Annotated in this window: 17 protein-coding genes; 9 read left to right on the top strand and 8 right to left on the bottom strand. The window is 40.1% G+C overall.

The window, feature by feature from the left end; all coding sequences use genetic code 11:
• Nucleotides 1-106: 106 nt before the first annotated feature.
• The 5 genes from EJL04_RS03275 to EJL04_RS03255 form a co-directional block, all read right to left on the bottom strand.
• Nucleotides 107-517, bottom strand: a complete 411-nt coding sequence (locus tag EJL04_RS03275; RefSeq protein ID WP_241209932.1) for a hypothetical protein — start codon at nt 515-517, stop codon at nt 107-109.
• Nucleotides 518-879: 362 nt separating this feature from the next.
• The gene (locus EJL04_RS03270) at nt 880-1,638 is read right to left on the bottom strand and encodes a M15 family metallopeptidase (protein WP_125104044.1); all 759 of its coding nucleotides are present in this window, start codon (nt 1,636-1,638) and stop codon (nt 880-882) included.
• Between the two features lie 1,269 nt (nt 1,639-2,907).
• On the bottom strand, nt 2,908-3,444 hold the full coding sequence (locus EJL04_RS03265) for a 30S ribosomal protein S16 (RefSeq protein ID WP_021854119.1): 537 nt from the start codon (nt 3,442-3,444) through the stop codon (nt 2,908-2,910).
• A gap of 161 nt (nt 3,445-3,605) precedes the next feature.
• The gene (locus EJL04_RS03260; protein WP_021854120.1) at nt 3,606-4,283 is read right to left on the bottom strand and encodes a lipocalin-like domain-containing protein; all 678 of its coding nucleotides are present in this window, start codon (nt 4,281-4,283) and stop codon (nt 3,606-3,608) included.
• A 15-nt stretch (nt 4,284-4,298) separates the two neighbouring features.
• Entirely contained in the window at nt 4,299-5,102 is an 804-nt protein-coding gene (locus EJL04_RS03255; RefSeq protein WP_125104043.1) for an MBL fold metallo-hydrolase, read from the bottom strand.
• 83 nt (nt 5,103-5,185) lie between these two features.
• On the opposite strand from EJL04_RS03255, the gene EJL04_RS03250 reads away from it, so the two are divergent.
• Nucleotides 5,186-5,641 carry a hypothetical protein gene (locus tag EJL04_RS03250; RefSeq protein ID WP_125104042.1) on the top strand — a complete coding sequence of 152 codons (456 nt, stop codon included), beginning with the start codon at nt 5,186-5,188 and terminating at the stop codon, nt 5,639-5,641.
• Here EJL04_RS03250 and tamL read toward each other — a convergent pair.
• Entirely contained in the window at nt 5,595-7,829 is a 2,235-nt protein-coding gene (tamL, locus tag EJL04_RS03245) for a translocation and assembly module lipoprotein TamL (protein ID WP_125104041.1), read from the bottom strand. The two genes, EJL04_RS03250 and tamL, sit on opposite strands and share 47 nt — an antisense overlap.
• A 184-nt stretch (nt 7,830-8,013) precedes the next feature.
• Between tamL and EJL04_RS03240 the strand changes: the two genes are divergently transcribed.
• The 5 genes from EJL04_RS03240 to EJL04_RS03225 all read left to right on the top strand — a co-directional run bounded on the left by EJL04_RS03240 (nt 8,014) and on the right by EJL04_RS03225 (nt 11,712).
• Nucleotides 8,014-8,799 carry a TrmH family RNA methyltransferase gene (locus EJL04_RS03240; protein ID WP_125104040.1) on the top strand — a complete coding sequence of 262 codons (786 nt, stop codon included), beginning with the start codon at nt 8,014-8,016 and terminating at the stop codon, nt 8,797-8,799.
• A 165-nt stretch (nt 8,800-8,964) separates the two neighbouring features.
• Nucleotides 8,965-9,369 carry a methylmalonyl-CoA epimerase gene (gene mce, locus EJL04_RS03235; protein ID WP_021854125.1) on the top strand — a complete coding sequence of 135 codons (405 nt, stop codon included), beginning with the start codon at nt 8,965-8,967 and terminating at the stop codon, nt 9,367-9,369.
• Between the two features lie 164 nt (nt 9,370-9,533).
• Nucleotides 9,534-11,087, top strand: coding sequence for an acyl-CoA carboxylase subunit beta (locus EJL04_RS03230; protein WP_021854126.1), 1,554 nt, complete (start codon nt 9,534-9,536; stop codon nt 11,085-11,087).
• A 28-nt stretch (nt 11,088-11,115) separates the two neighbouring features.
• Complete coding sequence (locus tag EJL04_RS16315; RefSeq protein ID WP_021854127.1) at nt 11,116-11,268, top strand: hypothetical protein; 153 nt, start codon at nt 11,116-11,118, stop codon at nt 11,266-11,268.
• A gap of 12 nt (nt 11,269-11,280) precedes the next feature.
• Entirely contained in the window at nt 11,281-11,712 is a 432-nt protein-coding gene (locus EJL04_RS03225; RefSeq protein ID WP_021854128.1) for a biotin/lipoyl-containing protein, read from the top strand.
• A gap of 134 nt (nt 11,713-11,846) precedes the next feature.
• On the opposite strand, the gene panD is transcribed toward EJL04_RS03225, so the two are convergent.
• On the bottom strand, nt 11,847-12,194 hold the full coding sequence (panD, locus tag EJL04_RS03220) for an aspartate 1-decarboxylase (protein WP_053398445.1): 348 nt from the start codon (nt 12,192-12,194) through the stop codon (nt 11,847-11,849).
• Between the two features lie 40 nt (nt 12,195-12,234).
• Nucleotides 12,235-13,095: a pantoate--beta-alanine ligase gene (panC, locus tag EJL04_RS03215; protein ID WP_053398483.1), complete on the bottom strand. Its 861-nt coding sequence runs from the start codon at nt 13,093-13,095 to the stop codon at nt 12,235-12,237.
• 175 nt (nt 13,096-13,270) lie between these two features.
• Here panC and EJL04_RS03210 point away from each other — a divergent pair, with 175 nt between their 5' ends.
• Genes EJL04_RS03210 through EJL04_RS16555 form a run of 3 tightly spaced genes read left to right on the top strand, consistent with a single transcriptional unit; the run spans nt 13,271 to nt 15,697 of the window.
• Nucleotides 13,271-14,095 carry a glycogen/starch synthase gene (locus EJL04_RS03210; protein ID WP_125104039.1) on the top strand — a complete coding sequence of 275 codons (825 nt, stop codon included), beginning with the start codon at nt 13,271-13,273 and terminating at the stop codon, nt 14,093-14,095.
• A gap of 31 nt (nt 14,096-14,126) precedes the next feature.
• A complete protein-coding gene (locus tag EJL04_RS03205; RefSeq protein ID WP_125104038.1) occupies nt 14,127-15,578 on the top strand; it encodes a DUF4270 domain-containing protein in 1,452 nt (483 codons plus the stop codon).
• Entirely contained in the window at nt 15,578-15,697 is a 120-nt protein-coding gene (locus EJL04_RS16555; RefSeq protein WP_021854133.1) for a hypothetical protein, read from the top strand. The genes EJL04_RS03205 and EJL04_RS16555 overlap by 1 nt, the downstream gene beginning before the upstream one ends.
• The last annotated feature ends 230 nt before the right edge of the window (nt 15,698-15,927 follow it).

Genomic DNA, 15,927 nt, shown 5'->3' with positions numbered 1-15,927 from the left:
TACTCTATTCACCAAACACAATTGACTAGAAATCTCCAATGCTGTATTTCAAGCCAGGCACATATTGTATACTTCCAATCAATAGATTTTAATGTATCTTCAGTTATTAATAAACACCATATTGTTGGATACGTCTTATTTTATATACAAACAACGGAGCAGAAAATGTTGTCAGAACCACCAACAACCACAGATTGCCAGTCATAGGATTGTATGCAACAAGCATATCGCTGAACGAAAGACCTGCAGACATGCTGAAGACAACTTCAAATACTACAGTCAGAATCATCCATAATCCACCTATTATCAAACATCCTTTTCTGCTTAATTTTACCACACGCGGCAACAGAAAACATGATATGAGCAATATAAACAGACTCAGCAATACACCGCTTAACGCCATTGCACAAGCATTGCCCATATATTCAGCAAGTACGTGTTGACGAAACACGCCATTGAGAATGGCTGCCGGAATAAAGCACAGCCATACAAACAACGATTTTAATACATTAATCATCACGCGCTATCCGCAAAATATTCAATAAAAAACTACTTTAAATGTTTCAACAAACAGCAACAAATACTGCCATGCATAAACAAACGGACAAGCCTCCACTTAGAAAACGTCCTGTTCACTTGCAAACATACGACAAATCACCGGGGCGTCATTCAAATGACATTCTATCATCAGACAGCAAAAATACAAAGAAAACGAACACCCCACAATGAAAAGATAAAATATTTTTCTTTGAGAATTACATTGACAAACTCATTCAAAAAGCCATATATATGCAAACATTATAAAATGCCTGCAAATAAGAAAAGACATAAAAGCTGAAACCATCTGCAATTTCAGCAATTGCTAAAAATGCCAAAACGCTAAAGGCTGATCTCGAAATGCTGATAATCTTTAGAACGGCGCCATGCCCCACCCCACGTAAATCCGGCCTCGATAAACAGCTTGTATACCAGATCATTACGGTCTATCTTATAAGGAATATCCTTACGCTTATCTCGGTTGAAGGCATAAGGGCGCCCTTCTTTCGGCTCAATAGTCCATGTGCCGTTGCTGTTCTTGCGGACATAAGGATTATAAAGCGCATTAATGTCTATTGCCAGTCCCAGACCATGCTTAGAAACCCGTGTCCTTGAGCCTGTCATAAACCTGAAATTAAAGCACGAAGTGTTGTTGGCACGCATCGAGGCCTGATCGTCTGCGTCATAATCGTCGATGAGCACCATACGTTCAATGCGGTAACCTGAATCATAAAGTTTTCTGAAAATTCTCAACACCTTACCGGCTATAGCCCTGTTTACAACCATCTCGCCAAGCTGTGTCTGCCCCTTGGCATTACGGTGCAGCATCTTCAAATAGCAAAGCTGGCTGCGCTTCATCGTACAGTTGCGTTTCCACGACTTGAGCCACATGCGTTTGAACACCTTGTCACTAATATCTTCGCTAACAAAGCATCGGGATATGCCTACCGACTTGACATCTGAATCAGACACGACCGTGCCTGCACGCCATGACGACAGCCACAAAGGATCTGATGATGCAGCCTCTGCACTTACTGATGACAAACACGCCAGAAACGATACTACAAAAAACAATATTTTATTGACACTTTGCTTAAACATATTCTACTGATTAATCTGTAATTATTTACTTAGCCATAGCATGACGGAATGTCCATACGGCACAATCCGCCCAATATATTTTGTAGCACTTAAAAGCACATCGCGGCATTATGTCAGAATATTGGCACAAGCCGAATAAGCCCAACAATATTTTTTATGGCCAGAACGCACGTATAATTTCATCACCAAAAATCGTGCCATCGGCATAAACATGAAACATCATATTTTGACAAAAATACAGAAGCCGCCGTATATTCCTCAAGGAGTTATAAGGATTATGACAAACTGCTGTTTTTTATATTGGCAAATTGCTGTAGATATTTTTACAGACTCTGCTGGCAATGCCCATAAAGACATACAGCAAGATGTCTACTGGAAACAATAAACAGACAGAATAAATGAATATACAAATTATACATGCCTCAATACAGATTAAAGACATATTAAACTCATTAAGAATGCGAATTACATAAAGACGGAAAAAAGTAAAAAATTTTACTTTTATAACATTGATAATATTTCATATAAAGAGAGAAAAACTCAATAGAAAGCAACAACTTACAAAATGAAGAAAACGGTAAAAAATCAGGACATGAGTTTTCTTTAATCTAGAAATCATAATGTTAATAGACATTTATTTTCTATCTGCATAGAGGTTAAATATTAAGACATATTCGCATTTAGCATACACAAAAGTCAATAAAAAGGCACATTTTTAATTAAAACTCATGCATATTCAAGACATAAAAGCATGAGTTTGCCTTGCTAAATGAGCCGTTTCTGACCGCCAAACGGCATAGTAATATTTTTTAACTCTTCTTGTTTTTACCAAGAAACAATGTAAGTCATTGTATATCAGCATATTGTCAAATATATACTATTTTTGATATTTTTCGCTCAAAATCATTGTTTTGCAGAGAGCATGGCCACTCTGAGAGCGTTAAAAATAAAAAGTTTTCTGTCTGAACAGAGAATTATATTTACAAAACAGCGACAACATAACAATGAAATTTCCATACAAAAAGAACGACAATAGACGAGACAATATAAAAAAACAGGAACAACTCAAACAGCAGACATCATAATTAAACAGAAAGAACCATTATATCAAAACAAAGATAAAGAAAAGCCAAGAGCATCATACCCCCAAAAGGAGGCACAGCAAAAATAAAAAAGCAAAACAACCCTAAGATATAACAGAAGAAAGAAAACAAAAAAGCCGGCTCAAATGATGAGCCGGCCCTATTCTAAAATCTCTTTTTAAGAAAATTAAGCCTCAGCAGGCGCCTCTTCAGCAGAAGCCTCTGCATTTGCAGCAGCCTCGGCCTCAGCCTTAGCAGCAGCTGCAGCAGCCTTCTTCTCAGCTACCTTCTTAGCTATCTCCTCATTTACTTTCTTCTCAGCGTCAAGAGCTTTAGCAGCAGCGTCTTTCTTGCTCTTAGCCTCGTTTTCACGAATCTGGTCAAGACCCTTAACCTTGTTAGCTTTCCAAGCGTCAAACTTGCTCTGAGCTGCAGCCTCGTCGAAAGCGCCTTTCTTTACTCCACCGCGAAGATGCTTCATCATATAAACACCCTCACCTTTAAGGATATTGCGTACTGTGTCTGTTGGCTGAGCGCCTGTCTCAACCCAATAGAGAGCACGGTCGAAATTCAAATCTACCGTAGCAGGATTGGTGTTAGGATTGTATGTACCAATCTTCTCTGTAAACTTACCATCACGTGGTGCTCTTACATCTGCGATGACAATGCTGTAGAAGGCATAACCTTTACGGCCACCTCGCTGTAATCTGATTTTTGTTGCCATTTTTTATTTGTAATTAGGTTTGAATTTATGCTATCAACTCGTAATAGCGGCGCAAAGGTAATGCTTTTAGCTGATATAAGTGTTATTTTGCCTCGTATTAACTAAACATTTAACTATTTTTATTCAATATCCATGCCGGCATCACCTCTTAGAGCTGAAATTTACTGCTTAACCAGCTTCAGTCCGCACTCAAGACCATCCATTCCGCCTATAAGCGAAGCAGCTGTCTTAAGTGTTGAATTCTGTGACACAGAACCAAGTACGTTTACATACTCAAGGAGCTTTGACGCATTCATAACGATAAGAAGATTGTCGCCGTCAAGCTGTGTTGTTCCTACTATCTGTGAAATCTTGCCGCCGTACTTCAGCACAATGTTCTTATCCTCAATGGTGTATGTACCGGTAACTTTCTTTCCCATAAGTGTCTGGGTGAAGTTTCCTGACTTGTCAAAAGTCATGGTCACGCTGCCTTTCTTGAAGCCATAGCCTTCCAGCTTGCTCTTCAGCTGAGTTTCTACAGCTGAAGAAGCCACCTTTCCGCCTATGTTCTTCAGCATGTCATCGCTCGACAGCACAACTGCCGGCTCTTCATAAACCCATGTGCCTATGATTTTATCCTCTGTAGCCACCTTGTTTGATGAGAAAATACTCGTAAGCGACGATAACAAGCCGCCAACGCCTGAATTGTCTGAAGATGTTGTCTCAGTGGTTGTCTTTTCTGATGAGCCACCAGACACTACATTTTTCAGGATATTACCCAAACTGATCTGAGCGTCGGCCTGAACCGTGAAAAACAATGCGGTGCACAACAATGCACCCTTAATAAACAACTTTTTCATTTCAATCCAATTTAATCATTTAAGTATATATGCCCCACTTGGGCTGTTTCTTTTCAACACATCTACCTTTAGCTGTGCCAAATCAGGATTACCTGAGCCTGCCAATCCCATTTCAACGGTCTTGCGAGCTAGTTCCGGATGATTGTTCTCCTCGCTTAAATGGCACAGCCACACATGATTGAGCCTGCCCGTGGCATTGGCAGCAAGACTTTGCGCACACAGTCTGTTTGACAGATGGCCGTTGCCGCCGGCCACTCTCTTCTTAAGGTATTCGGGATATGGGCCAGTCCGCAGCATCTCTTCGTCATGATTAGCCTCAATGACCAAATAGTCGGCGTCATTAATAGCCTTTGTCATTTCGTCGGTAACATGCCCGACATCTGTCATCAGGCAGAAATTGGTATTCTCGTACTTAATTTTAAAGCCTATATTGTCGCGACTGTCATGAGGCACATGAAATGCCGACACCGTGAAATCGTCCAGAACGAGGTCCTTACCTTTCTCTATTATACGGACGTTTGCCGCATCTATCTTTTTCCTTACACAATAGTTACTTCTTATACCCTCATGAACTTCTTTCGTGGCATACACAGGCACACCAAGACTGTTGCTGAAACTGCCTACAGACTTAACATGGTCTGCATGGTCATGAGTTATCAGCACATACCTTACGTTTTTTACGCTAAGACCATAATCATGAAAATATTTTTTTAGCTTTCTTATTCCTATACCGATATCAATAAGTATGCCGTATGTCTCGGTATATATATAATAACAGTTTCCACAACTTCCACTACCGAAAGATATAAAATTAAGCATCTTGATATTTTTTGTCTGCAAATTTATAAAGAATTGACCATGGTACAAAAAAAAAATGGTATCTTTGTAGAAAATTAATCAATATGAAAATATCTTTCCTGACTATCATTTGTCTATTAATTTTCGGTTCCTGTACAAAACATTATCAGTCGGAAGACGAGGAAAATATAATATCGGTGACTGACCAGTTTGCCTCAAATTATTTTAACTTTAAACTGAAAGAAGCCATACCCTTATGCACTCCGGAATCGGAAAAATGGATAAGGTTCATGGCAAGCAATATATTTCAGGAAGATATAGACGTGATTAACAATAACACTGAAAGCACCACGCATGAAACCGACGAGGTGAACTATGTGAACGACACACTGGCAACAGTGAAATGCGACGCATACAATGTCTTTAAAATAGACACTATAGGACGTCCCGGAAGGATATCAGAACACGAAGTATATAACATCAACGTGGTAAAAAGAGACGGCAAGTGGCTGATTAAAATGGAAGGCCCACTGCAAAGTGAAAAGCAAAATCGCGACTAAAATCAGGATGGAAGATGGCGTAATGTTCCTGCTGTGTATCATAAGCCGGATTTATGGCCTTCATACCCATATCAAAACGAAGAATAAAGAAATCGAAATTGAGTCTTAAGCCCACTCCGTAAGCAACGGCTATCTGCTTATAGAAATCTTTAATGTCAAACTGTCCGCCGGGCTGTTCCTCATAATACCTCAATGTCCATATATTACCGGCATCAACAAAAACAGCTCCATAAATCTTCCAGAACAGGAAAGAACGGAACTCAAGATTGATATCCAGCTTTATATCACCCGTCTGATTTATGAAGTCGATAGAGCCGTTTGTCCCCTTAAACTTTCCCGGTCCAAGTCCACGAACGCTCCATCCTCTCACAGAGTTGGCACCGCCTGAGAAATATCTCTTTTCAAAAGGCAAGACGCGGCTGTTGCCATAAGGATAGGCAATACCAAAACCAACATGAAAGGCAAGATTGTTACGTGAATCAAAACGGAACATGCGGGTATAGTCGAAATCTCCTTTCACATACTGAGCAAAAGCAATATTAAATAAGGTGTATTGATTGTCGCTGTTTACACTGCTGCCAATCAGACGTGAAACACCGTTAAGAAGATTTCCTGCTGTCTCAATATTAAACTTATAGGCTTCGTCGCCATTATTGTACGACATGCCAAAGCCTAGCTTCATTATGAACAAGTCTTCGTAATTATACCTCAAAATAGAATTTCTGCTGTCCACATCGTCAAGATATTCTTCTTTAAATGTTTTCGAAATCCATGGCATATAAATATAGTTCAGGTCTATAAGATCTACATTATATCTACGCCTGCGCTTAACGTCATCCCAACGATATCTCACACCGGCAGAAAAAACACGGCGATGAAATTCTGGACGGTTCTGCATATTATAACTGGCCGTCAACTCAGTTACGGCAGCCGACTGTCTCTTAAAATTCTTTGAAAGGAACGGAACCAACAGACGCGGAAAGACAAGTTTCGTCTCCAGACTATATTCTTCATAGTCCTGATTCTGATACCCCTCAAGACCTGTAATGGCCTCAAAAGCCCCGCGCAATTTTACACTAAACGTTTCAGCACCTTTGAAAAGGTTCTTATTCTCATAAGTAAGCGATGCTGCAGCTCCAAAGTCTCCGGCAGTGTTTGTTCCTTCAGGCTGAAAGATTACACTGTTTATCTTATTTGTGCTGATACCGATATCACAGTTAAGCTTATCACTGTCAGGAAGTTCGTTGAATCGTATATTTGTATATTTTACAATCTGGAGACGGCTGAATCTGTTATATGTTTTCTGAAGTGCTTCCGAATTAAAATATTCTCCCGGTTCTATAAGAGTATTCTCTTCAAGCACTGACTGGCGCAGAGGCACATAATTACGTTCGTCATTGCTGTAATATGTAACATCATTTATTTTATAACGGGTGTGTGCCTCTTCAGGACTTTTGCTGTTGGCGGTATATTTATGCAAATGCAACGTAAGGTCAACATCGGTGCTTCCCCGCACCGAATCGGCTGAATATGTAATAAAATCCTTATGAAACTTATAATATCCGTTGTTATTTAAATATTTTGTCAGTGCCTTTCGCTCATTGTCAAGTTCGTTTGTCAAGAAAGGCATACCTACACGTAATCCAGGCTTAAAGCCTCCCTCTTCACCCGTATTCAAGAATTCCGCAATTTTATCATCTTGAATATCATAACTGACAGAACTTATGTGATACAAAGGACCCGGATGAAGGTTATACACAACAACAACTTTCTTTTTCTTTTTAAAGTCGAGGTTATAATCTACGGTAGCCCTAAGGTATCCAAGACCATGCAGCACATTCTCTAAATCAGAGCATGTCATGGCTGTCTGAAGAGAGTCAAACAGAACAGGGTCTTCGCCTAAATCACGAAGTTTTTTGTTTATCCATTTAGTGGAATCCTTGCCGGACAACGCATAAGTGCCGAGAGGTATCTTAAACAGGGAGAACCACTTTGAATTGCCTTTCTGCCTTATATATGCCTTAAGTCTGTCAGGATTGACATCCTTAACATCAGACTTTATCTCAGCATCATCCAAAAGGAACTTTCCTTCCGGTATGAACTTCGATGCAGAACACCCTGACAGCATCAGCACGACAATCAAGAGCGAAACAAATAAAGAAATATATTTAGATACCTGTTTTATCATTTAATGCAAATTTCAAGTTGCAAAAATAATAAAATTTTAGTACTTTTGCCAACGTTATTACAATGAAATTGGTATAACGGCAATAAGTTTAGGCCAACCGGTCTGAAAAGATTTGCGTAAAGATTATTTATATTTAATATAATGTCAGACACAAACACCATATAACAATAAATCCGTCAACACCATGATTTCAAAAAATCTCATTAAATATATACGTTCACTCGAACTTAAGAAAAACAGACAGAAAGAAGGTGTCTTTGTGGCAGAAGGCCCTAAAGTTGTAGGAGACTTGTCGGAGATATATAATCCGGAACGTCTTATTGCTACAGAAGAATGGTATAAAGCTAACAACAAAAGCGCAAGGCCACAAGACGTGACGGTGACAGACGATGAGCTAAAGAAAATAAGCTTCTTACAGCATCCACAGCAAGTGATGGGAATATTCAAGATACCTACCCATACTCTGGACATCAGTATATGTGAACGCGAACTCTGCCTTGCACTTGACAGAGTGCAAGATCCGGGCAATCTCGGAACTATCATAAGAATAGCCGACTGGTTTGGCATTTCAACAATATTTTGCAGCAACGATACTGCCGACGCTTATAATCCTAAAGTAGTACAGGCAACAATGGGAAGTATCGCTCATGTAAACATAATCTATACAGACCTGAACGAAATTATAGAAAATAAACCGGCTAATGCATTGGTATACGGAACAGCATTAAACGGGACCGACATATACGCACAGGAGCTGACTCCAACAGGAATTATAATCATGGGAAATGAGGGCAACGGAATATCCCAACAGATATTATCAAAGGTTGACAAATCGCTATTCATACCTTGTTACCAAAAGAACAAGAAAGCAGACAGCCTGAATGTCGCAATGGCAACAGCGCTCACATGTGCAGAATTCAAGAGACAGACAAGAAATAGCGACAGCAATAAACAGCAAAAAGCCGGATAGACGGCAAAGTGTCATCATTTCAGAAATTAAAGTGCAATTCCGACACATTGGCAATGTCAAAATGTAGCAATAACATTAAATCATACAAAAAATTAAAAAGCTATAAATTATTGTTTCATTAAATAATTATATGTATATTTGCACATCTTATAAAACCTATAAAATATGAAAATTTCACGTATAGAGCATTTAGGAATAGCCGTACAAAGCATTGAAGAGGCTTTACCTTATTTTGAAAATGTATTAGGACTGAAATGTTATGCAGTCGAAGAAGTTGCAGACCAGAAGGTTAAAACAGCTTTCTTGAAATGCGGAGAAGTTAAACTCGAGCTTCTCGAGCCAACATCACCCGACAGTACAATACAGAAATGGCTCGACAAAGGCAATCACGGAGTACATCATGTAGCATTCTGCATTGAAGACGGTGTAAGCAATGCTTTGGCTGAATGCGAAAGCAAAGGCGTACGTCTCATTGACAAGGCTCCAAGACCAGGTGCAGAAAAACTGAACATCGCGTTCCTGCATCCGAAATCAACATGCGGAATACTTACAGAACTCTGTGAGAAATAATAATTCTTTTATTAAAAATTAAAGAGGGACGACAGGGAATTAAAGACAATGTGAATTTCAATTAATATTGAATTTTGCCTTTAATTCCTTGTGCTATTATAGCACCGCTTTAAATCTTAATATGAATAAAAACGCTAAAAACATAAAAAATACATTCAGAAATCATGAGTAAACAAGTAGAAAAAATCAAGGAGCTTATCGCTAAACGCGAGCAGGCTCGTCTCGGTGGCGGCGAAAAAGCTATTGAGAAACAGCATGCACGTGGAAAATACACAGCCCGCGAACGTATAGATATGTTGCTTGATGAAGGCAGTTTTGAAGAAGTTGACATGTTCAAGCTTCACCGTTGCACAAACTTCGGCATGGAAAAGAAACAGTATCTTGGAGATGGCGTTGTTGCCGGAAGCGGAACAATTGACGGCAGACTGGTATATATTTTTGCACAGGATTTCACCGTAAACGGCGGTTCACTCTCTGAGACCATGGCCCAGAAGATATGCAAAGTTATGGACATGGCAATGAAGATGGGCGCTCCTGTAATTGGTATTAACGACTCTGGCGGTGCCCGTATTCAGGAAGGTATCTGCGCACTTGCCGGTTACGCTGAAATATTTGAAAGAAACATTCTTGCATCTGGTGTTATACCTCAGATTAGCGGTATCTTCGGACCGTGTGCCGGAGGTGCGGTTTATTCACCGGCATTGACAGACTTCACTCTGATGATGGAAAACACATCATACATGTTCTTGACAGGTCCTAAAGTTGTTAAGACTGTAACAGGTGAAGACATCGACCAGGAGCACCTCGGAGGCGCAAGTGTACACTCTACAAAGAGCGGTGTTACACACTTCACAGCTTCTACAGAGGAAGAGGCAATGGAAATGATCAAGACATTGCTGAGCTATATTCCGTCTAACAACATGGAAGAGGCTCCCCGCAAGGAATGCAATGATCCGATCAACAGAATGGAAGATTCTCTGAATGAGATCATTCCCGAAGATCCGAACATGGCATACGACATGTATAAGGTTATTTCAGCAATTACCGACGACAACGAATTCTTTGAGGTTCAGCCTAAATTCGCAAAGAACATCATCGTTGGTTTCGCTCGCTTCAATGGTCAGAGCGTAGGTATCGTTGCTAACCAGCCTTCATGCTACGCAGGTGTGCTCGACGTTAACGCCAGCCGCAAAGGTGCACGTTTCGTTCGTTTCTGCGACGCATTCAACATTCCTATCGTAAGCCTTGTTGACGTTCCTGGATTCCTCCCGGGTACAGGTCAGGAGTACAATGCAGTTATCCTCCACGGAGCACAGCTGCTTTATGCTTACGGCGAAGCCACTGTTCCAAAGGTAACAGTTACTTTGCGTAAGAGCTATGGTGGAAGCCACATCGTTATGGGCTGCAAGCAGCTGCGTACAGACATCAATTATGCATGGCCTTCTGCAGAAATCGCAGTTATGGGTGCAAGCGGTGCCGTTGCAGTCCTTTGCGCTAAAGAAGCAAAAGAGCACGAAGATCCGAAGGCATTCCTGGCAGAAAAAGAAGAGGAATACACAGAGATGTTCGCTAACCCATATCAGGCAGCTAAATATGGCTACATTGATGATGTTATAGAACCGCGCAACACTCGTTTCCGCATCTGTCGCGCCCTTGCTCAGCTTGCTACAAAGAGAGATGGTCTTCCTGCTAAGAAGCACGGAAACATTCCTATGTAATTGTTTCAAAACTTAAATGTCAGTGACAATGAAGAATAACGAAGTATATGCCGCCATAGCACTAGCCTTGCACGAATACAACGGAAATAACGTGCACGACAAAGAAGCTGGTGTCATTACAATAAAGAGCAAGCACTCCGAATGGGAGTCTCATATACTCACAATGACGCAACATCCTTAAGAACAAAACAATATGAAAGAATATAAATATACAATCAACGGCAACAAATATGAAGTTGCAATAAACAGTATAAACGACAATATTGCCAACGTTGTTGTCAACGGTGAAGAATACGAGGTTCAGATGGAGAAGGAACCGGAACCCGTAAAGAAGAAAGTTGTTGTTCGCCCTGTAGCACAGCCCGAGGCAGAAACAGCTTCTGCTCCAACATCAACCAACAAAGTAGACCTGAACAATGCTGTAAAGTCACCGTTACCAGGTGTAATAACAGAAATAAAGGTGAAAGTTGGCGACGAAGTAAAAGCCGGAGACACCGTTGTTGTTCTTGAAGCTATGAAGATGGCTAACAATCTTGACGCAGAAAAGAGCGGCAAGGTTACAGCTGTCCTTGTAAAAGAGGGTGAAAGTGTTATGGAAGACACCCCGCTTGTAGTTATTGAATAATCAGTCTTAAACTACCAAGGCCTTCGGGCTTTGGTAGAAAAATTAAAGCGGAAACAATGAAAAAGATAATTCATGTTTCCGCTTTTATTGTATCTTAGTCTTAAACAAAAAATCTGTCTACTGATTTACCACACTTACTTGACCAGTCTGTTGTTCTCAGGAAAGACCACCGTTGGCTTAAAATGCTTAGCCTCTTCAAAATCCATCAATGCATAAGCAATGATTATAACGGTATCACCTACCTGGCATTTTCTTGCAGCCGCACCATTTAGACAGATACAACCGCTGCCACGTTCACCTTTTATTATATATGTCTCGAGGCGCTCACCATTATTATTATTAACAATCTGAACCTTCTCACCTGCAATAAGATTAGCTGCATCCATAAGATCCTCATCAATGGTTATGCTGCCCATATAATTAAGGTTGGCCTCAGTAACCTGAACACAATGCAACTTGCTCTTTAAAACTTCTATCATCATAATTTTATATATCGTTATAATGTTCAAGCACGAAAGAATCCTACAACTTCGGCTCCTTAAATTTAATATGGTCAATAAGACGCACAGGACGTGAGCCGCAGTAAACAGTTATACAACCTACGACATAGTCAGAGTCAGACCATTCGTTTACAGGCAAAAGAGTATCACCGTCTACAATCTCGAAATACTCAACGTCAAGTCCGTCGACAGCATTTATTGCGCCAACAACAAAATCGTGAGTTTCTTTTACACTATGGTTTGCGCTATATTCAACACCTTCGCTCAGAGCCTTGAATATAACAGGAGCAATTGCACGTTCATCTTTTGAAAGGAGCGCATTGCGTGAAGAACGAGCTAGTCCGTCTGCATCGCGGACTATAGGACATTCAACAATGTTCACCTTCAAAGACAAAGCCTTAACCATAGCTTTAATTACAGCTATCTGCTGCCAGTCTTTCTCTCCGAAATAAGCTCTGTCCGGATTTACGATATAGAATAATCTGCTTACAACCTGACATACACCATTAAAATGTCCTGGGCGATGTGCGCCCTCCATTACGGTAGAAACCGGAGGATACTCAAAGTGACGTGTATCAGGAACAGGATACATCTCCTCAACAGAAGGCACAAACACATAATCGGCATGTACCTTCTCCAACAGTTTACAGTCGTCCTCAACAGTCCGAGGATATGATTTTAAATCTTTAGGGTCATTAAACTGTGTTGGATTAACGAAAACAGAAACTACCGTAATATCATTATCCTCTACACTTTTCTTAACCAAAGACGCATGTCCCTCATGCAGGGCGCCCATCGTGGGCACCAGTCCCACAGTTTTCCCGGCTTTACGGTCGGCAAACAAAGCGTTTTGAAGTTCTACTATTTTATGAAATACAATCATTGTATAAATGTTTAACACCTCGAAATTGAGGTGCAAAATAACAACAAATTTCTTAAATAAAAAAGAATAATTAAAAAAATATGCCAATAAGAGCAGGCATTTCTCTAAGTTTATAAAAAAAGTTACCCGTATACGAAGTTTTTTTTGTACCTTTGCAAGGATAAAAATTAACATCATGAAGGCAAAAAAGGTATTATTTATAAATCAAGAGATTACTCCTTATGTTCCTGAAAGCGAAATGTCAAATTTAGGCCGTCAGATACCTCAGATCATACAAGAGAAAGGATATGAGATACGGACGTTCATGCCTAAATGGGGAAATATCAACGAAAGAAGAGGACAGCTTCACGAGGTAATCCGTCTGTCAGGAATGATGTTGATTATCGACGAGACAGACCATCCGCTTATTATCAAGGTTGCCTCAATACCTGCAACAAGAATCCAAGTTTATTTTATCGACAACGAGGATTACTTTACAAAGAGGCTTATGGCTAAAGACGAGAACGGAGTTGAATACGACGACAACGGCGAGCGTGCAATATTCTTTGCACGTGGCGTGCTTGAAACCGTAAAGAAGCTGCGCTGGACACCCGACGTAATACATTGTCAAGGCTGGATGTGCTCAGCAATTCCGCTTTATGTAAAAACAGCATACAGGGAGGAACCGTCGTTTGCTAACACAAAAGTTGTAACATCTCTTTTCTCAGAAGAGCTGAAAGGCGGACTCGGCGAAAAATTCAAAGACAGCATAGCCTTCCGCGACGTGAAGTCAGACATTCTGGATAACTACAACAAAGACTTCAGTTTCATGGATTTAGAGAAACTTGCGATTGACTATTCTGACGGAATAGTCAAAGCCGGTGCTGACGTAAATCCTGAAATAATAAAATATGCAACTGAAAAGGGGCTGCCTGTAATCAGCCATCCGGAAAAAGAGGAAGACATCTGCCAGACATATCAAGAATTTTACGATAAAATATTCGACAGCATTTCAGAATAACATACTATTGTTTCATTAGATTAAACTTTCAATGAAAACTATTATCTATACTGTCATTGCAATAATGTCCTGCATAACGATTGCATCATGCGATGACACTACCGATTCTATCGGCAACTCTTTAACAGACAATATGGATATGTTGAAAGTAACAACTGACACTTTCAACGTTGCAACAAGGTCTATTGTAGCAGACTCAGTCTTGTCACGAAGCACAACTGGATATCTAGGTAAAATACGTGATATAGAGACAGGAAATTATATCACCGGTGACTTTATGGCACAGTTCAGCACACTGGAAAACTACAAGCTTCCAGAGAAAGACAGCATTATAAGTCTGCAGGACGGAGAAGTCATAGCCGATTCATGTAGCATAAGACTTTTCTATACCGACTATTACGGCGACTCATTGGCTACAATGAATATTACTGCTTATGAGATGAACGAGCCGATGAAAGAGGGTGTGAAATATTATTCAAACTTCGACCCTATCGCAGAAGGACTTATCCGCAATGACGGCATGAAGGTAAACAAGACGTACACTCTGACCGACCTGAGCATAAGCGACGAAGACAGAGCTGACGAAAGCAGCTATACACCTAATATAGAAATAAACCTGAACAAGCCTTACACAGACAAGAATGGTGTAACCTATAATAATTATGGTACATATATTATGCGTATGTATTATGAGGATCCCGACAGGTTTAAAAATTCATATAACTTCATTCATGAGGTATGCCCAGGCTTCTATTTCAAGACCAACGACGGCATCGGCTCAATGGCTTACATAACAGTCAGTCAGCTGAACATCTATTTCAGATACCTCAACGACTCTACATACGTAGGTACAACTTCGTTCTCTGCAACCGAGGAGGTTCTTCAGACAACAAATATATCAAATGACAAGCAGAACATTGCTGACCTTGCAAACGACAACACTTGTACATATCTGAAAACTCCGGCAGGAATATTCACAGAAATCACATTGCCTGTGGACGAAATAACAGAAAACCACAGCAATGACACAATAAATACGGCAAAGATATCGCTTACACGAATCAACAACAATACTCACGACGAGTATTCTCTCAGCGCGCCTTCCACACTGCTGATGATACCGAAGGACAGCCTGTATACGTTCTTTGAGAACGGCGATAATGTTGATTATAAGAAATCATTCATTGCGACATACAGCTCGTCGACAAACCAGTATACATTTAATAATATATCAGGCATGATAACATATATGGCTGACATAAAGAAAAAAGGACTGGCTGAGAATTCAAACTGGCTGAACGAACATCCTGACTGGAACAGAGTTGTGGTAATACCTGTATCGGTAACGACAAACTCGTCGAGCCAAATTGTAAAGATTGTGCATGACATGAGTCTGACAAGCACAAAACTTGTTGGCGGTAGTGAAAACCCATACGAGCCGATAAAGATAAATGTTATTTACAGTAAATTTAATCACGAGTAATGGCCGACAATTATCTGGAAAAGCATCAGCTTGAATATGAGAAGAGAAAAGCTGAATGGCTAAGAAAAAAGAAACATCTGCCTAAGATAAAGAAAACATCTGTAAACAATTCATATTAAATAAGTATAACCGGACTGCTCTAATTAAAGAACAGTCCGGTTATTGTTTTATATGACATACAATAAACAAGCAACCTTAAACATAACATTACAATATTACTACGTGCAGAAAGCAGATGACATTTTGGCTGTTTAATTCAAATATATAATAACACAATGTAAAATCAGCAATGTCCATAAAAATCACCAAACTAGAAACAGAAAGCTGAAAACTTGATAAAACGAGCCCT

This window comes from Prevotella marseillensis (genome assembly GCF_900625065.1).
GTDB lineage: Bacteria > Bacteroidota > Bacteroidia > Bacteroidales > Bacteroidaceae > Prevotella > Prevotella rara.
This window is presented reverse-complemented; position numbering and strand designations above follow the sequence as displayed.

What these genes read in the sequence shown, in the direction of transcription:
- EJL04_RS03275 (WP_241209932.1), bottom strand. Translation starts at nt 517, where the DNA reads ATGATTAATGTATTAAAATCGTTGTTTGTATGGCTGTGCTTTATTCCG.
- EJL04_RS03270 (WP_125104044.1), bottom strand. Translation starts at nt 1,638, where the DNA reads ATGTTTAAGCAAAGTGTCAATAAAATATTGTTTTTTGTAGTATCGTTT.
- EJL04_RS03265 (WP_021854119.1), bottom strand. Translation starts at nt 3,444, where the DNA reads ATGGCAACAAAAATCAGATTACAGCGAGGTGGCCGTAAAGGTTATGCC.
- EJL04_RS03260 (WP_021854120.1), bottom strand. Translation starts at nt 4,283, where the DNA reads ATGAAAAAGTTGTTTATTAAGGGTGCATTGTTGTGCACCGCATTGTTT.
- EJL04_RS03255 (WP_125104043.1), bottom strand. Translation starts at nt 5,102, where the DNA reads ATGCTTAATTTTATATCTTTCGGTAGTGGAAGTTGTGGAAACTGTTAT.
- EJL04_RS03250 (WP_125104042.1), top strand. Translation starts at nt 5,186, where the DNA reads ATGAAAATATCTTTCCTGACTATCATTTGTCTATTAATTTTCGGTTCC.
- tamL (WP_125104041.1), bottom strand. Translation starts at nt 7,829, where the DNA reads ATGATAAAACAGGTATCTAAATATATTTCTTTATTTGTTTCGCTCTTG.
- EJL04_RS03240 (WP_125104040.1), top strand. Translation starts at nt 8,014, where the DNA reads ATGATTTCAAAAAATCTCATTAAATATATACGTTCACTCGAACTTAAG.
- mce (WP_021854125.1), top strand. Translation starts at nt 8,965, where the DNA reads ATGAAAATTTCACGTATAGAGCATTTAGGAATAGCCGTACAAAGCATT.
- EJL04_RS03230 (WP_021854126.1), top strand. Translation starts at nt 9,534, where the DNA reads ATGAGTAAACAAGTAGAAAAAATCAAGGAGCTTATCGCTAAACGCGAG.
- EJL04_RS16315 (WP_021854127.1), top strand. Translation starts at nt 11,116, where the DNA reads ATGAAGAATAACGAAGTATATGCCGCCATAGCACTAGCCTTGCACGAA.
- EJL04_RS03225 (WP_021854128.1), top strand. Translation starts at nt 11,281, where the DNA reads ATGAAAGAATATAAATATACAATCAACGGCAACAAATATGAAGTTGCA.
- panD (WP_053398445.1), bottom strand. Translation starts at nt 12,194, where the DNA reads ATGATGATAGAAGTTTTAAAGAGCAAGTTGCATTGTGTTCAGGTTACT.
- panC (WP_053398483.1), bottom strand. Translation starts at nt 13,095, where the DNA reads ATGATTGTATTTCATAAAATAGTAGAACTTCAAAACGCTTTGTTTGCC.
- EJL04_RS03210 (WP_125104039.1), top strand. Translation starts at nt 13,271, where the DNA reads ATGAAGGCAAAAAAGGTATTATTTATAAATCAAGAGATTACTCCTTAT.
- EJL04_RS03205 (WP_125104038.1), top strand. Translation starts at nt 14,127, where the DNA reads ATGAAAACTATTATCTATACTGTCATTGCAATAATGTCCTGCATAACG.
- EJL04_RS16555 (WP_021854133.1), top strand. Translation starts at nt 15,578, where the DNA reads ATGGCCGACAATTATCTGGAAAAGCATCAGCTTGAATATGAGAAGAGA.